Origin of the sequence: Streptomyces radiopugnans, assembly GCF_900110735.1 — a bacterium.
GTDB classification, from domain to species: Bacteria; Actinomycetota; Actinomycetes; order Streptomycetales; family Streptomycetaceae; genus Streptomyces; species Streptomyces radiopugnans.
The window spans coordinates 196,681-215,750 of record NZ_FOET01000001.1 but is presented as its reverse complement, the minus strand read 5'-3'; the positions used below and the strand labels follow the sequence as shown (position 1 = coordinate 215,750).

The following is a 19,070-nucleotide window of genomic DNA, read 5'->3' as shown; positions in this document are numbered from 1 at the left end:
GGGGCCCGCACGGCACGTACGGCGCGTGGGGCGTGCCGCCCCGGCTGCCGGCGGGGCACGGCCGCCGGCGCCTCCCGGCTGTCGGTCATACCGGCACTCTAGGAGCATCTCCACGCACCTGTCCCGGCCTTCGCGCCACTCTCCGCGATCGTCATATGCCACTGCGTACCGGCCCGGACGGCGGGCGGGGCGGGATGCGCGGAGGCCGGATCGGCAGGGTCCGGATCGGCCAGGGCGGGCCCCGCGAGCGGCTCGAACACCACGCACGGCTCGCCGCCGTCGAAGGTGAGCGCGAAGGAGGCGTCCAGGGCTCTGGCCAGCCGGGCGAGCACCGCCAGGGTCGGCATGCCGCCGCCCAGCTCCAGTCTGGAGACCTGCGGCTGGCTCATGCCCGCGCGGCAGGCCAGCTCCGCCTGGGAGATGCCCAGCGCCCTGCGGCGTCCGTACACGGCGCGGCCCAGGCCCTCGGCGACCCTCGCCTTCTCCCGGGCCCGGTCCGCCTCGTCGTGGACGTACTCCGCTCCGGCCCACCGGGCGCGGGCGGCATCGCGCCGGAGCCGGCCCCTCACAGCGCCGCACCTCCCGCCGCCGCCTCCGCTTCCGGGGCCGCCCCCGAAACCGTCTGCGGGGTGGGCTCCGGAACCGTCTGCGGGATGGGCTCCGGAACCGTCTCCGCCGCGCCGGCGGCACGCCCGGTGCGGGCCGCGCGGGCGCGGAACGCCTCCTTCACCTCCCGCCAGCGCCGCTCCTGCTCGCGCGTCATACGGCCGCGCAGTTCGGCGAGTTTGAGCAGGTTCGCCTCGGCTTCCGCCGACAGCGTGCGGGCCTCGGCCGTGTAGTGGTCGTCGATCAGCGCCTCGACCTCCTCCTCCGTCATCACCGGCGCCAGGCGCCCGGCCAGCTTCCCCGTGTCGCGGTAGGAGCCCTGGAGGCGGAACGGCGGCTCGGTGCGGGCCGCCTCGTCGCCGGACGCGGAGGCGATGTAGGCGGCGTTGACCGCCAGCACCGTGCGCCGCACCCGCAGCAGCCCGCGCAGCACGCCCAGCACCTGCTCCAACTCGGCGGGCGCGTACGGGTGGGACAGGCGGTCGGGGCGCGCCGTCGGGTCGCCGCCGGCCAGCCGCACCAGCAGTTCGGTGTCGGCGCGCTCGCGCGAGGCCAGGGGCGCCAGCACCGGGTTGGCGGTGAGGGAGTTCTCGATGTGGCTGAGCGCGAACAGCTCCTCCCGGCCGGACAGGACGTCGCCCAGGTTCCACACGTCCGCGCGGTTGGCGAGCATGTCCGGGACGCGGAAGCGGGCGCCGGACTCGGTGAAGGGGTTGCCCGTCATGCACACCGCGAACCGCTTGCCGCGCAGGTCGTACGTGGCCGGCCGGCCGTCGGAGAACCGCACTCCGTCCAGGCGGCGCTGGGCGTCGCACAGCGGGATGAAGCGCTGGAGCAGCTCAGGCGAGGTGTGCTGGACGTCGTCGAGGTGGAGCAGGACGTCGCTGCCCGTCTCCAGCGCGAAGTTGATCTTCTCGACCTCGCGCCGCGCGGTGGCGTCCGGTGCGGCGGCCGGGTCCAGGGATGTGGTGCGGTGGCCCAGCGCCGGGCCGTCGACGCGGACGAAGGCCAGGCCCAGGCGGGCGGCGACGTACTCCATCAGCGTCGTCTTGCCGTAGCCGGGCGGGGAGAGCAGCAGGAGCAGGCCCTGGCTGTCGGTGCGGCGGTCCTCCCCCGCCGTGCCGAGCTGCTTGGCGAGGTTGTCGCCGATCAGCGGCAGGTAGACCTCGTCGATGAGGCGGTTGCGGACGAACGCGGGCAGCACGCGCGGCACATACGCGTCCAGCCGCAGCCGCTCGCGCTCGGCGCCCAGCAGTTCGGCCCGGCGCCGGGTGTAGGCGCGGTGTGCCGGGACGCGGACGGTGCGGAACTCCTCGGTGCGGGCGAGGAACTCGTCCAGGCGCAGCGGCAGGGCGCCGCCGGTGATCCGCGGATGGGTGCCCAGCAGCCCGGTGACGACGGCGGTCAGCGGGGCGTCGACGTCCCGGTGCTCCAGCGCGTCACCGCACAGGGCGACGGCGACGGCCTCGGGCAGGTCGGGGGACGGCGCGGCGTCACGCCCGTCCTCGCGTCCTTCCCGTCCTTCCCGGGCCGCGGACTCGGCGTACGCGCCCAGCCAGGCCGTCGCGAGCTGGTGGCGGGCCGCCGGCCGCCCCGGCTCCCCCGGCGATCCGCCGCCCAGCGCCCGCAGGTCCTCGGCGAACTCCTCGGCCGGGGCCGACTGAGCGCCGCCCAGCGAGGCGTGGAAGCCGTCCAGCAGGGCGCGGGCGGCGGGGCCGACGGCGAACCGGCCGCCGCTGAAGGCCAGTTCCTCGGCCAGATACGCCCCCACCGCCGCCGGGCGCGACGGCGCCGGCAGCCCGGCGCGCTCCAGGAACTGCTGTGCCGCGCGGCCCAGTTCGGCGGCGAGCGGCTCCAGGGCGCCGTGCGCGCCGAAGGCCGCGCGGGCGCGGGCCAGCGACCGGGCGCGCACCGTCCAGGCGGCGCGTGCCGCCCCGTCCGCGCCGTACGCCCAGAACAGCTGCGCCGCGGCCCGCGCCCGGGGGGTGAAGCGCAGCAGCCCGGCCCCGGCCCTCAGCCGCAGCACCTGGGCGAGGATCGCGGCGGCGTCGTGGTCGTGGACGCCCCGGTCGTACCCCTCGTCGTACGCGGTCTCGGCCGCCCGGCGCACCAGGGGCAGCAGGCTTTCGGCGTCCGTGTCCCCCGTCCCGGCCGCGTCGGGCGGCAGGTCCGCCAGCACGGTGGCCGCCAGGTGCTCGGCACGGTAGACGTGCGGCGACTCCGAGACCAGCGGCTGGTCCCAGAACTCGCGGGTGGCGGCGAAGTCCGGGTCGCGCACGGCGGCGCGGTAGCCGGTGCCGGAGACCGCGAAGGCCAGTCCGTCGCCGTGCGGGACCAGCGTCACCTCCAGCGGCCGTGTGCTCACCGCGAAGCGGTGGCGGCCCAGCCGTACGGTGCCGGCGCCCCCGCTCCCGTCTGCGCCCAGCTCGACGCGGTCGCGCAGGGCGCGGTCCGCCTCCTGCCGGGCCGCCGCCAGGGAGGCGGTCAGCTCCTCGGCGCGCGCGGTGTCCCCCAGGGAGCGCAGCTCCTCGGCGGTGGCGCGGATCCGGGCGACCAGCGGGTCGGCGGCGAAGTGGGCGGCCACCTCCTCGGCCGAGGCCAGGGATGCGCAGCGGCGCGCCACGGTCTCCAGCACGCGGGCGGCGGACACCGCCAGGCGCTCGGCGTGCCGTGCGCGCTCGTCGAGCCGGGCCTGGCGGCGGGCGGCGAAGGTCTCGCGGATCTCCTCGCGCCGCTCGGCCAGGCGGGCGAGGAAGTCCTCGTGGGCGCCGAAGCGGGACTCCAGGTCCTCCAGGCGCACCAGCAGCCGTCCGAGCTGCTCGTCGCACTCGTCCGGTGTGGTGGCGGCGGCCAGCGCGCCGGTGACCGCCTGGCCCAGCAGGGCCGTCTCGGCGGCGAACTCCGCCCGCCCCTCGGCCTCCAGCAGCTCCCGGCGCCGGCCCTCCAGCACTGCGCGGGCGCGGTTGACGGCGGCCGTGGCCTCGCCGATCCGCTCCAGCACGGCCGTGCGCACGGTGGCGTCGCCCACCTCCAGGGAGCCGATCACCTCGGTGACGGCGCCGAGGCCGTCTGCGTGCCCGGCGATCCGCTCGCCCAGCGCGTCGGCCTCGGCGGCCGTGGGCGCGGCGGCGGCGCGCTCGGCCAGTTCGGCCACGGCCGCGCCCACGCCGTCGAAGGCGTCCGCGCGGGAGAGGTCCGCGGCCGCCCGGCGGCCGGTGGCGGCCAGCGCCTCGTCAAGCTCCGCGCCGAGCGCGTCGATCCGGCCGGGGTCGGCGTGGCGCAGCTCGCGCAGGGTCTCCACCGCGCCCCGCGCGCGGCGCAGTTCGGCCAGGAGCGCGACCCAGCCGGCCGCCTCGCCGGGCGCCTCACCCCGTACGCGGCGCACCAGCGCGGTGGTGCGCGCGGCCGTCTCCTCCACGGCCGCGGCGGCCCTCTCGCGCAGCTCGGCCACACGCGCGTACTCGGCGACGGCCTGCTCCGCGGCCTCGCGCAGCGTCCGCAGCGGTGTGCCGAGCCCTTCCAGCTCCTCGGCCAGACCGGGCGCGTCCAGCCAGTGGTGGCGGTCGGCGGCACGGGCGCAGGCGGCGGTGACCGCCTCCAGGGCGGCCGCCGTGGGCAGTCCGCCTCCGCCCGCCCCCCGCGCCGTCCATCCGGTCACCCCCTCGGCCAGCCGTACGACGGACAGGCAGTCGGAGATGCCGCGCACCAGCTCGGCGTTGCCGACCCGGGCCAGCGGCCCGTCCCCGGCGGGGCCGGCGGCACGGGGGCGTAGTGCGTAGGGGGTGTTCCACAGCCGCACGGGGTGCGCCGCCGTCTCCTCCCCGCCGGCCGCCTCCCCCAGCACGGCCAGGGTCCCGTCGTCGAAGAGCGCGTGGCCCAGGGCGGGGATCGGGGCGGCGGCCTCCTTGCGGATGAGGTTGTACGGCAGCAGCAGGGAGCGGCCCCGGGAGGGGGCGTGGAAGACGTACAGCACGTCCTCGCCGTTGGGCGAGCGCACCTCCGCCTCGAACTCCATCCCCTCGGTGTCCGCCTCGAAGGTGCGGGCCGCCGAGCCGGCGGGGGCGTCGGCCAGGTAGCAGCCGCCGGGGAAGACGACGCCCTGGTCGTCGGGGAGGCGGCGGCACGCCTGCCCGATGCCGTCCAGCCGCAGCACCTCGCCGGTGCGGGTGTTGAAGACCAGGTGGCGGTGGACGGTCTCGTTGTACGGCAGGACGCGCAGCAGGACGAGCGGGCCGACGCGGGCGTGGGCGATCTCGGCATCGGCCAGGGCCTGCAGGGGGTCCTCGACGGGCTCGCTGTGGACGCCCTCCGCGGTCTCGGTGTCGTTGACGGTCTTGACGGTGAGGGCGCCGCCGACGGTCGACACGTACAGCGTCCCGCCGTCGACCGCCACATGCGGGTGGCGTCCGGTGACGTGGTCCTCGCGGGCGGCCGGCGTCCAGACGACGTCCTGGGCGGCACGGGCGGAACGAGCGGTGGGGTCGAGGTGGTCGCGCTCGCCCTTGGCGTCGAGGTAGGCGACGGTGCCGCCGTCCTCGGCGCGCCAGCGCAGGACGCGGATGTCGGTGGCCCGCTCGCCGATGGAGAAGACGGCCAGCAGCAGCGGTCCGGTGCGGCGCAGCCGCAGCAGCCGGGCGTGGCGGTAGTAGCGGAACAGCTCCTCGACGTCGCGGTGGAGGCGGGGGTCGTCGAGCAGACCGGGCACGGCGTCCGCCCCGGCGGGCTCGAAGGCGGGCGGGCCGCCGTCCTCCACGCGCAGGCGGTGGAGGGTGAGCACGTCGGCGACCGACTCCGGCCGCCCGTGCCCGGCGGGCGGGTTGGCGCCCAGCAGCAGCGCCCCGCCGACGGCCGCCGCGTCGCACGGCACCCGGGGCCGCCCGGTGTCCAGCCGGGCGGCGCCCGCCAGTTCCAGTCCGGCGCCGCCGAAGGCCTCGACCCGGCGGTCGTTGAGGGCCCGTGCCCGGGCCGCGAGATCCGCCGCCGCGGCCGCCATCCGGTCCCGCAGCACCTCGTGGGCGCCCGCGTCCGGCCGCGCGTCCGGCGTCCGGCGTGCCTCGGTTGCCACGTGCCCTCAACTCCTCGTTCGTCCGGGTCTCTTCAACGGTTCTTCGGCGCGCTTCGGCGGCGCTTCGGCCGCGCTTCGGCGGTGTGCGGGTCAGCGGCCCGCGGGTGCGCCGTTCGCGGCGGCGCGGGTGGGGACCGCCGCGCCGCCCGCCGTACCGGCCGCCCCTCCCGCCAGGGCCGACAGCGGCAGGTCTGCGACGCCCGAGCCGCGTACCGCGTCCAGCAGGGAGGCCAGCTCCGGGGCTTCGGGGCCGCCGCCCGCGGCCAGCTTCGCCAGCAGGCCGGCCAGGGTCAGGTCGCGCAGCCCGGCGGCTCCGAGCCCGGCGGTCATGGCGGTCAGGTCGTGCGTGAACGTCGAGTTCTCCTTGTCGAGCCAGCCGCCCGCCATGGCCCGGACGGTCTCGCTGCGGTTCACGAAGCCGTCGACGCTCCTGCCGGCGGCGATGGAGCCCACCAGCTTGTCGAAGAAGACCGAGTCCCCGCCGACGATGTCGATGTTGGCGTTCTCCAGGCCGGTGGCGATCAGGGTCGCCTGGGACTCGGCGATCTGCCGCTGCACGTCGATGTCCGCGATGCGGATCTCCTTCTCCGCCTCCAGCCGCAGGCGGTACTCCTCGTGCTCCCGGCCCGCCTCGTCCAGCCGGGCCATGGCGCCGGCCTTCTCGGTGAGCCCCTCGGCCTCGGCCTTGAGCTTCTCGCGCAGCCCGTCGGCCTGGGCCAGGGCGAGCTCGCGCTCGGCCTCGGCCTCGGCGTGGCGGGTCTTGGCGATGGCGTCGGCCATCCGCTCCTGGACCTCGGCCTCGGCGAGTCCGGCCGCGGCGGCCTCGGCCTTCCTGCCCTCGGCCAGGCGTACGGCGGCGGCCGCGTCCATCTCGGCGGCCTTGCGGCGCGCCTCGGCCATCGTCAGCTCCTCGGCGGCCCGGTGCCCGGCGGCCTGCTCGGTGGCCTCGGCCGCCTTGATGTCCTTGACCAGCCGCTCCTGGGCCTGGGCCTCGGCGGCGATGATCAGGGCCTGGCGCTCGCGCTCGGCCTCCTCCACGGTGCGCAGCTTCTTGATCTCCTCCTCCTGCTGCGCGACGGTCTTCTCCACCGCTATCCGCTCGCGGATCACGTCGGCGATGTCCCGCTTCTCGGCCTCGACCTCCTTGTCGGCGGCGATCCGGCGCAGCTGGGTCTCGCGCTCGCGGGCGATGACCTCCAGCAGGCGGTCCTTCTCGATGCGCTCGTTCTCGATGGCCACGACCCGGTCACGGTTGAGCTTGGCGACGGCGATCTCGCGCTCGCGGTTCTCGTTCTGGATGCCGAGGGCCTCCTCGGTCTTCAGGTGCGCGGTGTGGGCGCGCAGGCGCTCCTCGGCCTGGACGCGGGCGGTCTCGGCCTCCTCGCGGGCACGCACGGTCTCTATCTCGCGCTGCTGGCGGATCTCGGCGTCGGCCTGGCGGCGCTCGAGTTCGAGGACGGCCTCGCGGGCCTCGACGTTCTGCCGGGTGATCTCCTTCTCCTCGTTGCGCTGGAACTCGTTGGTGCGCACGTGCTCGACGGCCGTCAGCTCGGTGATCTTGCGGATGCCCTGGGCGTCGAGGATGTTGTCGCCGTCGAGCTGCCTGAGCGGGGTCTGCTCCAGGTAGTCGATCGCCGCGTCCTCCAGGCTGTAGCCGTTGAGGTCGGTGCCGATGACGGCGATGATCCGGTCGCGGAACTCGTCGCGCTTGGTGTAGAGGTCGGCGAAGTCCAGCTGCTTGCCGACGGTCTTGAGTGCCTCGGAGAACTTGGCGTTGAACAGTTCCTGGAGGGTGGTCCGGTCGCTGGCGCGCTCGGTGCCGATGGCCTGGGCGACCTTGATGACGTCCTCGACGGTCTTGTTGACGCGGACGAAGAACGATATGCGGATGTCGGCGCGGATGTTGTCCCGGCAGATCAGGCCCTCGCCGCCGGTGCGGGCGATCTCGATGGTCTTCACCGAGATGTCCATCACCTCGGCCCGGTGCAGCACCGGCAGCACGACGGTGCCGGTGAAGGTCACGTCGACCTTGCGCATCTTGGAGACGATGAGCGCCTTGCCCTGTTCGACCTTGCGGAACAGGCGGCTGACCACGATCAGCAGGGCGATGCCCATGAGCAGGAGCACGGCGATGAGCACGCCGAGGCCCGTGGAGATGACGTCCATGGCGGTGGGGTCCTTCGTGAGGTCGTGTGCTTGGGGTCCGGTGGAGGGGTCCGCGGCGGGCGCGCGGGGGTTCAGCGCGGCGGGCGGCCGGCGCCCGGACCGGGGTCCAGTACGGGGTCGCAGGGCATGACGTGGAAGAAGCCGCCGTCGGGGTCGTAGTCGAAGACCAGCGCGGTGCTTCCGGCGGCCAGGCCCGCGGCGTCCTCGCCCCGGGCGCGGACCTGGACCAGATGGGCCGAGCCGTCGTCGGCGGTGATCTCGGCCTGCCCGAAGCGGTGGCTGACGTGCCCGGTGCGGATGGTGCACACCCGGCCGACGAGGTCGCGGTGGCTGGTGCCCGTCTCGCGCGGCGCCAGCCGGGCCAGCGGGCGGACCAGCAGCCGGGTCAGCGCCCAGGCCGCGGCCAGCGCGGCGGGCAGGACCAGCAGGCGCGCCGGGCCTCCCCCGCCGATCCGCTCGACCGTCGCCGTGCCGCTCAGTGATGCGAACCAGGCAATCGAGATGAGGAGCGAAAGGGAGACGGAGACGGGCGCCCCGCCGAGTCCGGCAGCCGCGAGAACCGCCGCGGGGCCGGTGGCGGGACCGGTGGCGGAGTGGTCGCAGTGGTCGGTGCCGATGCCCTCACCCCCGTCGAGGGCATCGACGCCGACCGCTCCGACCAGCACCGTCACCCAGTAGACGAGCACCACCACAAGTCCGAACCCGAACAGATTGGCGGGGAAGCTCATGGCCACACGCATGAACTCGCTCATCTTTTCCACCCCCGTACCGGTCGCGGCGTGACCTCATGCTGACAGTCCGCCAGCGGGTCGCACATTGCCAGGATCCGGCAATCTTTACGCCGTGCTTACGTCCGGCAACCGGAGGGAACCACCGGCGCGGAAGCCGTTGCCCGCCCTTCGGGCAGAGCCGGCCAGAGCAGGTCAGAGCCGAGCAGGGCCGGTCGGAGCCGGGCGGAGGTGGCGGTGGCGCGGCTGCCCGACCAAGCGGTCCGACCGGGCGGTCCGGCGGCCGCGGGGACCGGCGAGCGGCTACAGCGGCTTCTCCGGCCAGCCCAGCAGCCGGGCGCCCATCGCGGCGGTCTCCAGGGTGTAGCGCTGGAGACCGTCGCCGGGGTCGTAGCCGGTCAGCTCCCGGATGCGCGCCAGGCGGTACGACAGGGTCCGCACGCTCACTCCCAGCCGGCGGGCGGCCTCCGCGTTCACATAGCCCGCCGCCGAGCACACCGACAGGGTCTCCAGCAGCGGCGCGGCCCCGCCGCGGGCCTGGGTGAGCGGCCCCAGCACGGTGCGCACCAGATCGGCCATCGCCTCGCGGTCGCGCAGCAGCACCGGGAAGACCAGCATCTCCGCCGCGTTGAACCGGACCCCGTCCAGGCCGAGCCGGTCGGCGAGGTCCAGGGCCCCCAGCGCCTCCTCGTAGGAGCGCACCACGCCGCTGGGACCGCTGTGGGAGCGGCCGAGCGCCACCCGCCCGGCGGCGGGGTAGCCCGGGCCCGGGTCCTCGGCGAGCTGGGCGAAGGCCTGCAGGACGGACCTGTCCGCGCTGGCCGCGATGCACACCAGCCGCCCGTCCTTGGTGGCGAGCAGCACGTCGCGCTCGCCGAAGCGGCCCACCAGCTCGCGCTCGATGCGGCGCACGGTGGGGTGCACGTCGTCGTACTTCTCGGTGCCCAGGGCCACGGCGACCGCGTGCGCGCGGGCCAGCCGCAGTCCGAAGCGCTGGGCGCGCTCGGCGAGCCGCCCCAGGTCGCTGCGGCCGTAGAGCAGGTCGTCCACGAACTCGCGGCGTTCGGCCTCCTCCTGCCGCACCGCCAGCCGCTGGGCCCGCTCGTGCCCCTCCCCCAGCGCGGCCACCGCGGCCTCCACCGCGGCCAGCAGGGCGTCACCGGTGCGGGCCCGCTCCGCGGCCGTGGCCGACCGGGCGATGCCCGGCAGCGCGCCCCACAGCCGGCGGGTCTCGGCGAGGTAGAGGCCGACCAGTTCGCGCAGGCCGTAGCCCTGCTCGGCGACCCGCTCGCCCATCTCGCGGAAGGTGTCCAGCTCGGCGCGGCGCGGCAGCCGCCCGGTCCGGGATATCTCGGCGAGCAGTTCCGCGTAACCGCCGAGGAAGGAGTCGGGGATCCCACCGCGTCTCATCGGTGCAACCGCCCCCTTCCGTCCCGCACTCCGCCCGTCCCCGGGCCGTACGGCCGGTTCACCGGCACAGCGTAAGGGAGGGGTGGGGCAGCCGTGGCAGGGGTGGCGGCGCGTGCCGCGGGGAAGGATCCCGTCCGGTCGCCGCGGCGGAGGGCGGTGTGATCACCGTCACCGGCGAAACCGGGGCGGCCGGGGCATTCGCCGACATGGATCGGGAGTTGCCGGGCATTACCCGACGGTACCCGCGCAGTCGTGCACGGATCCGCTCTTGCGCGGAAACAGCAGGTTGTGGGTACGGTGGTATGACAATCAAGATCACTAATGGTGTGCCGGGAAGTCTGGTCGGCGACGTTGTCCACGTACCCCGAAACCGACCCCGGGAGGTCACTCCATGTCCAACGCCCCCAAAGAGCGCACCTCCCTCTTCGGGCTGCCGTCGTTCCAGGAGCGCCGGTTCCTGCTGGAGGCGCTGCGCACCGAGACCGTCGGCGGGATGCTGCTGCTGGCCGCCGCGGTGGTGGCGTTGGTGTGGGCCAACTCTCCCTGGGGGGACCTGTACGAGTCCGTCCGCGACTTCCACTTCGGCATCCCCTCCCTCCACCTCGACCTCTCCGTGGGGCACTGGGCGTCGGACGGCCTGCTGACGATCTTCTTCTTCGTCGCCGGCATCGAGTTGAAGCGCGAACTGCTCCTCGGTGAGCTGCGGCGCCCGGCGGCCGCCGCGCTCCCGGTGGTCGCCGCCGCGTGCGGCATGGTGGTGCCCGCCCTGTTCTACGTCGCGGTCAACGCGGCGGGCGGCGGCCAGATGGACGGCTGGGCCATCCCCATGGCCACCGACATCGCCTTCGCCCTCGGTGTGCTGGCCGTGATCGGCACCAACCTGCCGTCGGGCATCAGGGCCTTCCTCCTCACCCTCGCCATCGTCGACGACCTCGGCGCGATCCTCGTCATCGCCGTCTTCTACACCTCCGCGCTGAACCTGCCCGCCCTGGGCGGGGCGCTGGCCGGGCTGGCGGTGTTCTGGTTCCTCCACCAGAAGCTGCGGGTGCGCGGCTGGTACGTGTACGTGCCGCTGGGCCTCGTCATCTGGGCGCTGATGCACGCCAGCGGGGTGCACGCCACCATCGCCGGTGTGGCGATGGGCATGCTGCTGCGGGTGATCCCGGCCAAGGGCAGCGAGGGCTGGCCCACCGAGAAGGAGTCCCCCGCCGAGCGGATCGAGCACCTGGTGCGGCCGCTGTCGGCCGGCTTCGCGGTGCCGGTGTTCGCGCTCTTCGCGGCGGGCGTCAGCGTCTCCGGCGACGCGCTGGGCGACACCTTCCGCCAGCCGGAGGCTCTGGGCGTGATGCTCGGCCTGTTCGCGGGCAAGCTCCTGGGGGTCTTCGGCGGTACGTATCTGGCCGCCCGCTTCACCCGAGCCCAGCTCAGCGAGGACCTGGAGTGGGCGGACGTGGTGGGCGTCGCGCTGCTCGCCGGCATCGGCTTCACCGTCTCGCTGCTGGTGGGCGAGCTGGCCTTCGCCGACGCCGAGGTCGCCGAGCAGGTCAAGGCGGCGGTCCTGATCGGCTCGCTGGCCGCCGCGCTGGCCGCCGCGGTCTTCCTCAAGGTCCGCGACGGCCGGTACAAGCGGCTGTGGGAGGAGGAGAACCGGGACGAGGACCACGACGGCATCCCGGACGTCTACGAGCGGCCGCGGGGCAGGGTCACCGAGGACGCCGCCGGCCGGGTCGACCGCGAGGTCAGCGAGGGCTGACGACGCCCTCCCCGGCTCCTCCGGCCGCCGGGCCGCCGCCGCTTCCGGCGTCGTCACCGCCGCCCGCGCCGTTCCGGCCGCGCCCGCCCACCGGCAGGCGCGGCCCCTTCCCGTCGCCCGGGATGCCCGCCAGTTCCTCGATGTCGAAGACCCGCGCGATCGGTACGTCCGTACTGCTGTGGGCGACGATCGAGAAGGCGATGGTGACGGCGATCAGTGTGAAGGCGTCCTCGGCGCGCGGGATGCCCGACTGGAGCACCAGCAGTCCGTAGACCACCGAGGCGAATCCCTTGGGCCCGAACCAGGCCGCCGTGAGCCTCTCCTTCCGGTCGAAGCCCGTGCCCACCAGGGACAGCAGCATCGAGGCCGGGCGGATCAGGACGATGGCCAGGACCGCGACCGCGTAGCCTCCGAGGGACAGGTCTCCGAAGAGCTGGGGGGTCAGCAGGGCGCCGAAGACCAGCAGTGCCGCGAACTTCGCCAGCTCCGCCAGGGACTCCCCCAGCGGCTCGAACGCCTCCTTGGCTTCCGGGGAGACCGCGGCGATCACCGCGCCCGCCGAGAACGCGGCGAGGTAGGGGTTGGCGTGGGTGAGGTGGCAGGCGGCATACAGGGTCACACCGACGGCCAGCGGCAGCAGCGGTTGGAGCCTGGGCTCGGCGCCCAGCAGGCGGAAGCGGACCAGCCAGTTCGCCAGCAGCGGCAGGAGGACTCCGAAGAGCAGGCCGAGGACCAGCTCGGTGGCGATCGCGGCGAAGTCGGCGTCCTCGGCGTGCCCGGCCGGCGCGGCGGCGGCGATGAGGATCAGGACGAAGGGCAGTGCGAGGCCGTCGTTGACCCCGCTTTCGATGTTGAGAAGCTGCCGCAGCTTCGCGGGCACCTCCTCTCGGCCCACGATCGCCGAGGCGAACACCGGGTCGGTGGGTGCCAGTACCGCGCCGACCAGGAAGGACGTCGTCCAGTCCAGGCCGACGAGGAAGTGCGCCAGCAGCGCGACGCCGAGGAAGGCCAGCGGCATGCCCAGGCCGAGCGCGCGGACCGGATTGCGCCAGGCCCGGCGCAGCGCGGGGAAGGAGACGTGCATGCCGTCGGTGAACAGCACCGCGAACAGGGCCAGGTCGGCGGTGGTGGCCACGATGTCGCTGTCCGGGGTGATGTGGATCAGCCCCAGGAAGCCGTCGCTGACCAGCGCGCCGCCCACCAGGAACAGCAGCGAGGTGGAGAGCACCGACCGGGCGGCCAGCCCGGACAGCAGCACCGCTATGAGCAGCGCGACTCCGAACACCATGACGAGTACCACGTGAACACTCTCCCAGGACGCGGGCTCTGTCACCGGCCCGGCAGTACGCCGGTCCCGGCAGGCGGGCACCCTACCCCCTGCCCCGGCCGGCCCGGGCAGGGATGCGGGCAGGCGTGTCAGGCCGGAGCCGCGGGCGGCCGCTCCGCCCGCGTCGGGACCGAGGGGAGGTGGATGGATTCGACCTCGAGTTCCGGAAGGCCGGCGACGTGCTCGCCGACTCCCCTGCGACCGGCCCCGGCGACAGCCGGTGACAGATCACCCGGAACGGCCCGCCCCCCAGGGAATACCCCGGCGGGGTATAAAGTTGGAACCGGCATCGGACATCGGGCCCGGCGCACCCCGAGCGCCCCACGAATACCCACCCCAGGGAGTTGGAAGCCATGAGCACCGTCACCACCACCTACAAGGTCACCGGCATGACCTGCGGCCACTGCGAGGGCGCGGTCAACAGCGAGATCTCCGGGATCGACGGCGTCACCGAGGTGAAGGCCGTCGCCTCGACCGGCCTGGTGACCGTCACCTCCACCCGCGAACTGGACGACGAGGCCGTACGTGCCGCCGTCGACGAGGCGGGCTACGAACTCGCCGGCCGGGCCTGACCACCCGCGACCGCACCGCCACCGTCGGACCGTACCGCCGCGCGACCGCGCGGCCGGCACGGTCCGGCCCCCGTCCGGGAGAAAGCATGACCACCACCACGACGTCCGGTACGCAGGCCCCCGCCGAAGAGGTCGAACTCGCCATCGGCGGCATGACCTGCGCCTCATGCGCCGCCCGTGTCGAGAAGAAGCTCAACCGGATGGACGGCGTGAGCGCCACGGTCAACTTCGCCACCGAGAAGGCGCGCGTCAGCTACGCCCCCGGCGTGAGCGTCGACGATCTGATCGCCACCGTCGAGAAGACCGGCTACACCGCCCAGCCGCCTCCTCCGCCCGCTCCCGAGCGGCCGGAGGGCGGCGAGACCGGGGCGGGAGCCGGTGCAGGTGCCGGGGAGAGCGAGGGCGACCGCGAACTCGCCTCGCTGCGGCAGCGCTTCCTGGTCTCGCTGGCGCTGTCGGTGCCGGTCGTGCTGCTGTCGATGGTCCCGGCCCTCCAGTTCGACAACTGGCAGTGGCTGTCGCTGACCCTGGCCGCACCGGTCGTGGTGTGGGGCGCGCTGCCCTTCCACCGCGCGGCGTGGACGAACGCCCGGCACGGCGCGGCCACCATGGACACCCTGGTCTCGGTGGGCACCACCGCGGCCCTCGGCTGGTCGCTGTGGGCGCTGTTCCTCGGCGACGCCGGCATGCCCGGGATGCGGCACGGTTTCGAGCTGACCGTCTCCCGCGCCGACGCCGCCTCCGCCCTGTACCTGGAGGTCGCGGCCGGGGTGACGACGTTCATCCTGCTCGGCCGCTATCTGGAGGCGCGCTCCAAGCGGAGCGCGGGTGCGGCGCTGCGCGCCCTGCTGGAGCTGGGCGCCAAGGAGGTCACCGTCCTGCGCGACGGGCGGGAGGAGCGCATCCCCGTCGCCGAACTGGCCGTCGGGGACCGCTTCCTGGTCCGCCCCGGCGAGAAGATCGCCACCGACGGCACCGTGGTCGAGGGCTCCTCGGCCGTGGACGCCTCGATGCTGACCGGCGAGTCCGTGCCGGTGGACGTCTCGGCAGGCGACGCGGTCACCGGCGCCACCGTCAACACCTCCGGCCGGCTGGTCGTCCAGGCCACCCGCGTCGGCTCCGACACCCAGCTCGCCCGGATGGCCAAGCTGGTCGAGGAGGCCCAGAGCGGCAAGGCCGAGGTGCAGCGGCTGGCCGACCGGGTCTCGGCCGTCTTCGTGCCGGTGGTGCTGCTGATCTCACTGGGCACCCTGGGCTTCTGGCTCGGCACCGGCGGAGGCTCGGCCGCGGCCTTCACCGCGGCCGTCGCCGTCCTGATCATCGCCTGCCCCTGCGCCCTGGGCCTGGCCACCCCCACCGCCCTGATGGTCGGCACCGGACGCGGCGCCCAGCTCGGCATCCTCATCAAGGGCCCCGAGGTCCTGGAGACCACCCGGCGCGTGGACACCATCGTCCTGGACAAGACCGGCACCGTCACCACCGGGAGGATGGAACTGCGCGACGTCATCGCCGCCGAGGGCGAGGACGAGGACGAGGTGCTGCGCCTGGCCGGCGCCCTGGAGCACGCCTCCGAGCACCCCATCGCCCAGGCCGTCGCCATCGGGGCCGCCGAGCGGGTCGGCGCACTGCCCGCTCCGGAGGACTTCGCCAACGTCCCCGGGCTCGGCGTCCAGGGCATCGTCGACGGCCACGCCGTCCTCGTCGGGCGCACCCGGCTCCTGGAGCAGTGGGCCATCGAACTGCCCGCCGACCTCGCCCGCGCCCGGAACGACGCCGAGGCCGGCGGCCGCACCGCCATCGCCGTCGCCTGGGACGGAGCCGCCCGCGCCGTCCTGGAGGTCGCCGACGCCGTCAAGCCCACCAGCGCCGAGGCCATCACCCGGCTGCGCGCCCTCGGGCTCACCCCGATCCTGCTCACCGGCGACAACCGGGCCGTCGCCGAGGCCGTCGCCCACGAGGTGGGGATCGACGCCTCCGGAGGGCGGGTGATCGCCGAGGTCATGCCCCAGGACAAGGTCGACGTCGTCAAGCGCCTCCAGGACGAGGGCCGCTCCGTGGCCATGGTCGGCGACGGCGTCAACGACGCGGCCGCCCTCGCCCAGGCCGACCTCGGCCTGGCCATGGGCACCGGCACCGACGCCGCCATCGAGGCCGGCGACCTCACCCTCGTCCGCGGCGACCTGCGCGCCGCCGCGGACGCCATCCGCCTGGCCCGCAGGACCCTGTCCACCATCAAGGGCAATCTGTTCTGGGCCTTCGGCTACAACGTCGCCGCCCTGCCGCTGGCCGCGGCCGGGCTGCTCAACCCGATGATCGCGGGAGCCGCGATGGCCTTCTCCTCGGTCTTCGTCGTCACCAACAGCCTCCGGCTGCGCGCCTTCCGCTGACCGGTCCCGGTCGCCCCCGCCCCCGCCCCGTCCATGCCGTCGGCCGGACCCGCAGCCGGGTCCGGCCGACGGCATGGACGGGGCGTCGGTCATATGAGCGTTAAGTAGTTCCTTTGGCAAACCGGGGCACCGCCGACCGGCCGAGGATGGCGCAAAAGTGCGTTGCGGCCCCGCTGGTACCGCTGTGAATGTGATCCCGTCCGTCGCTCCAGCAACAGACCGTGCACCGTGCGTGAACGTTCGCACCAGTACACGGATGTTCCGCCACCAGAAGGAGAGTGCGCACGACATGAAGCAGAAGAAGACCTATGTGAAGCCCGCCCTCTTCGACCAGGGGAGCTTCCGCAAGAGGACCGCGGGCTACTTCGTCGGCAAGTACAAGGAGTACTTCAGCCGCCGGTTCGTCTGACCGTCCCGTGGTGAAGAAGATGCCCGGTCACCTGCGTGACTTCTTCGCGGTCCTCCCGGACACGCCCGAAGGGCAGGCCGCGGCCGGGCGTCTTCGCCCGGCGGAGACGGCGGGCGCGGGGACCGTGCCCCACCCTTCGGGGCGTCCCTGGATCGTCTTCCGCCTCCCCTTCCGGCAGGTCAGCCGGGTCACGCGCGGCGACGACGCCCTCGTGCTGATCGGCCCGTACCGCGTCCCCGACGACGTCCTCCACGGCGTCCTCGGCCCGGCCCGCGACACCGCCGACCTCCACCGCCGGCTGACCCGGTTGCCCGGCCTCCACCACGTCGTCTCCCGGGTGGGGGACGACGTCTGCGTACGGGGCACGGCCTCCGGACACCGGCGCGTCTACCACGCCGGGTACGCCGGCGGACGCGTCGCCTCCGACCGGCCGGCGCTCCTGGCCCACCTCACCGGGGCGGGGATCGACGACGCCGCGCTCGCCCTGCGCCTGCTGGACTTCGTCCCGCACCCGCTGCGGCACCGCCCCCTGTGGCGGGGTCTGGAGGAGGTCGACCCGGCGTACGCGCTCAGCCTGCGCGACGGCCCCGGCGGCCCCCGCCACACCGTGTGGCGCTGGTGGCGGCCGCCCGAGCCGGAGCTCGGCGCGCGGCGCGGCGCCCCCCTCCTGGCCACCGCGCTCGCGGACTCCGTCCGCGCCCAGCTGGCCGGGCACACCCGGATCAGCTGCGAACTCTCCGGCGGACTGGACTCCGCCTCCGTCGCCTTCCTCGCCCTGCGGGCGGCGGGGGACCGGGAGACGGCACTGCTGACCGTCGCCGCGCGGGACGGCTCCTCGGAGGACGAGATGTGGGCCCGCCGGGGGGCGGAGGACGCCCGCCGCGTCGCCGGCCGGTCCGTCGAGCACCGCGTCGTCCCGGCCGGCGACGCCCCGCTGTTCTACGCGGACCTGCGGGGGAACGCCCGGGAGCTGCTCGACGAGCCCTTCCCCGTCGCCCCCGCGCGGGCGAGGGCGTACCTGCTGCTCGGCCGCGCCGCCGCGACCGGTTCCCGGTACCACCTGACCGGCTACGGCGGCGACGAGCTCTTCAACGGCCTGCCCTCGGCCTGCCGGGACCTGCTCCCGCGCAGCCCGCTGAAGGCGTGGAACCGGATCGGCGCGCTGCGGCACCAGTACGGCTGGCCCCTGTGGCCCACCCTGCGCGCCCTGCTGGCCCGCCCCTCGTACGCCGCCTGGCTGGCCGGCGCCGTCACGCGCGAGCCGCCCGCCGACCGCGGCCCGCTGCTGTCCTGGGGGCCCCGGCAGTCGCTGCCGCCCTGGCTCACCGGCGACGCCGCGGCGCTGATCCTCGACGAGCTCCGCTCGGCGGCCGGGCACGCCGAGCCGCTGGGCCCCCGCCCCGGACGGCACACGGACCTCGACACCGTCCGGGTCGGCGCCCGCGGCTTCCAGGCGCTGGAGGACGTGGGCGTCACCGCGGGCCTCCCGGTGGCCGCGCCGTTCTACGACGACCGGGTGGTCGAGGCCGCCCTCGCCGTCCGCGTCGAGGACCGGGTCGTCCCCTGGCGGTACAAGCCGCTGCTGGTGGAGGCCATGCGCGAGGTGGTGCCCGCCCGCCTGCTGGCCCGGACCACCAAGGACCACATGTCGGCCGACGACGTGCGCGGGCTGCGCGAGCACTCCGCCGACCTGCGCGCGCTGTGGGAGGGCTCCCTGCTGGCCCGGCGCGGGCTCGTCGACGCCGCCCGGCTCAAACGGCTGGCCGACGACCCGTACTCCCCCGTCCTCCAGCGGTACCCGGTCGACTCCACGGTCTCCTGCGAGACCTGGCTGCGGACGGCCGAGAACGCCTGGCCGGCCGGGGAGGACCACCGCGATCCCGAGAGGAGCGAGGCAGTCTCGTGAAGCTCAGACAGGGTGTGGCCATCACCACCACCGAGTACGGCGCCGTACTGCTCGACGAACGCAGCGGCACCTACTGGCAGTTGAACGAGTGCGGCGCCGTCGTGGTGCACGCGCTCGCCCAGGGGCGGGACGGGGAGGCCGCCGTCGAGCGGCTGCTGGAGGAGTACGACGTCGGCCGCGCCGAGGCCGAGGCGGACGTCGCGGAGCTGACCCGCCGGCTGGTCGAGGCGGAGCTCCTCGCGCCGTGACCACCGAGATGACCATGCCCCGCCGCGGCTCCGGCCCCGGCGGCGTCCGGGTGCGCACGGCCGTCGCCGCGGCCCTCGTGCTGAGCCGGCTGCGTCCGGGACGGCTGCGCCGGGTGCTGACCCGTGTCAGCCGCGGCGCCCGTCCCGCCGGCTACGAGGAGACCCTGCGCGTGTACGAGGCGGTGGTCGCCACCAGCCGCAGGTGCGCCGGCTGGTACGGCTGCCTGCCGCGCTCCGTCGCCATCGCCCTGGCCTGCCGGATGTCGGGGGTGTGGCCCGACTGGTGCGCGGGGGTGCGCAGCGCGCCGCCCTTCTCCGCGCACGCCTGGGTGCGGGCCGGGGGCAGGGCGGTCGGGGAGCAGGAGCCGGACGGCTTGCGGCCCCTGATGACGGTGACGGTGCGCGCAGGGGACGGCGGTGACTCGGGCGGGTGACTCAGGCGAAGACCCCGACGGATCACACGGCGGCCCCGGCGGCGGGCCCTGTGGGGGAC

General features: G+C 74.9%; 13 protein-coding genes. 7 read left to right on the top strand and 6 right to left on the bottom strand.

Annotation, left to right across the window (positions count from 1 at the left end):
- Positions 1-98: 98 nt before the first annotated feature.
- The 5 genes from BMY40_RS00885 to BMY40_RS00865 all read right to left on the bottom strand — a co-directional run bounded on the left by BMY40_RS00885 (position 99) and on the right by BMY40_RS00865 (position 9,975).
- The gene (locus BMY40_RS00885; RefSeq protein WP_093654311.1) at positions 99-569 is read right to left on the bottom strand and encodes a helix-turn-helix domain-containing protein; all 471 of its coding nucleotides are present in this window, start codon (positions 567-569) and stop codon (positions 99-101) included.
- Complete coding sequence (locus BMY40_RS00880) at positions 566-5,599, bottom strand: DNA repair ATPase (protein ID WP_093655636.1); 5,034 nt, start codon at positions 5,597-5,599, stop codon at positions 566-568. The genes BMY40_RS00885 and BMY40_RS00880 overlap by 4 nt, the downstream gene beginning before the upstream one ends.
- Positions 5,600-5,761: 162 nt before the next feature.
- A complete protein-coding gene (locus BMY40_RS00875) occupies positions 5,762-7,837 on the bottom strand; it encodes a flotillin family protein (protein ID WP_093654309.1) in 2,076 nt (691 codons plus the stop codon).
- Between the two features lie 71 nt (positions 7,838-7,908).
- Positions 7,909-8,589 (bottom strand): OB-fold-containig protein, encoded by a 681-nt coding sequence (locus tag BMY40_RS00870; protein ID WP_093654307.1) that lies wholly within the window; start codon positions 8,587-8,589, stop codon positions 7,909-7,911.
- A 279-nt stretch (positions 8,590-8,868) separates the two neighbouring features.
- Entirely contained in the window at positions 8,869-9,975 is a 1,107-nt protein-coding gene (locus tag BMY40_RS00865) for a PucR family transcriptional regulator (protein WP_093654306.1), read from the bottom strand.
- Between the two features lie 391 nt (positions 9,976-10,366).
- Between BMY40_RS00865 and nhaA the strand changes: the two genes are divergently transcribed.
- Complete coding sequence (nhaA, locus tag BMY40_RS00860; protein WP_093654304.1) at positions 10,367-11,728, top strand: Na+/H+ antiporter NhaA; 1,362 nt, start codon at positions 10,367-10,369, stop codon at positions 11,726-11,728.
- On the opposite strand, the gene BMY40_RS00855 is transcribed toward nhaA, so the two are convergent.
- On the bottom strand, positions 11,715-13,028 hold the full coding sequence (locus tag BMY40_RS00855; protein WP_093654302.1) for a cation:proton antiporter: 1,314 nt from the start codon (positions 13,026-13,028) through the stop codon (positions 11,715-11,717). The genes nhaA and BMY40_RS00855 overlap by 14 nt on opposite strands.
- Before the next feature lie 380 nt (positions 13,029-13,408).
- Here BMY40_RS00855 and BMY40_RS00850 point away from each other — a divergent pair, with 380 nt between their 5' ends.
- The 6 genes from BMY40_RS00850 to BMY40_RS00830 all read left to right on the top strand — a co-directional run bounded on the left by BMY40_RS00850 (position 13,409) and on the right by BMY40_RS00830 (position 19,011).
- Positions 13,409-13,627 (top strand): heavy-metal-associated domain-containing protein, encoded by a 219-nt coding sequence (locus BMY40_RS00850; RefSeq protein WP_093654300.1) that lies wholly within the window; start codon positions 13,409-13,411, stop codon positions 13,625-13,627.
- Between the two features lie 86 nt (positions 13,628-13,713).
- Complete coding sequence (locus BMY40_RS00845; RefSeq protein WP_093654298.1) at positions 13,714-16,014, top strand: heavy metal translocating P-type ATPase; 2,301 nt, start codon at positions 13,714-13,716, stop codon at positions 16,012-16,014.
- Between the two features lie 289 nt (positions 16,015-16,303).
- Positions 16,304-16,423 (top strand): keywimysin-related RiPP, encoded by a 120-nt coding sequence (locus BMY40_RS27365; protein WP_107436728.1) that lies wholly within the window; start codon positions 16,304-16,306, stop codon positions 16,421-16,423.
- Positions 16,424-16,442: 19 nt separating this feature from the next.
- On the top strand, positions 16,443-18,329 hold the full coding sequence (locus BMY40_RS00840; protein ID WP_093655634.1) for an asparagine synthase-related protein: 1,887 nt from the start codon (positions 16,443-16,445) through the stop codon (positions 18,327-18,329).
- Positions 18,326-18,577 (top strand): lasso peptide biosynthesis PqqD family chaperone, encoded by a 252-nt coding sequence (locus BMY40_RS00835; protein ID WP_093654296.1) that lies wholly within the window; start codon positions 18,326-18,328, stop codon positions 18,575-18,577. The genes BMY40_RS00840 and BMY40_RS00835 overlap by 4 nt, the downstream gene beginning before the upstream one ends.
- Positions 18,574-19,011: a lasso peptide biosynthesis B2 protein gene (locus BMY40_RS00830; protein WP_093654294.1), complete on the top strand. Its 438-nt coding sequence runs from the start codon at positions 18,574-18,576 to the stop codon at positions 19,009-19,011. Before BMY40_RS00835 ends, BMY40_RS00830 begins: the two co-directional genes overlap by 4 nt.
- Positions 19,012-19,070: the final 59 nt, after the last annotated feature.

What these genes read in the sequence shown, in the direction of transcription:
- BMY40_RS00880 (WP_093655636.1), bottom strand. Translation starts at nt 5,599, where the DNA reads ATGGCGGCCGCGGCGGCGGATCTCGCGGCCCGGGCACGGGCCCTCAAC.
- BMY40_RS00875 (WP_093654309.1), bottom strand. Translation starts at nt 7,837, where the DNA reads ATGGACGTCATCTCCACGGGCCTCGGCGTGCTCATCGCCGTGCTCCTG.
- BMY40_RS00870 (WP_093654307.1), bottom strand. Translation starts at nt 8,589, where the DNA reads ATGAGCGAGTTCATGCGTGTGGCCATGAGCTTCCCCGCCAATCTGTTC.
- BMY40_RS00865 (WP_093654306.1), bottom strand. Translation starts at nt 9,975, where the DNA reads ATGAGACGCGGTGGGATCCCCGACTCCTTCCTCGGCGGTTACGCGGAA.
- nhaA (WP_093654304.1), top strand. Translation starts at nt 10,367, where the DNA reads ATGTCCAACGCCCCCAAAGAGCGCACCTCCCTCTTCGGGCTGCCGTCG.
- BMY40_RS00850 (WP_093654300.1), top strand. Translation starts at nt 13,409, where the DNA reads ATGAGCACCGTCACCACCACCTACAAGGTCACCGGCATGACCTGCGGC.
- BMY40_RS00845 (WP_093654298.1), top strand. Translation starts at nt 13,714, where the DNA reads ATGACCACCACCACGACGTCCGGTACGCAGGCCCCCGCCGAAGAGGTC.
- BMY40_RS27365 (WP_107436728.1), top strand. Translation starts at nt 16,304, where the DNA reads ATGAAGCAGAAGAAGACCTATGTGAAGCCCGCCCTCTTCGACCAGGGG.
- BMY40_RS00840 (WP_093655634.1), top strand. Translation starts at nt 16,443, where the DNA reads ATGCCCGGTCACCTGCGTGACTTCTTCGCGGTCCTCCCGGACACGCCC.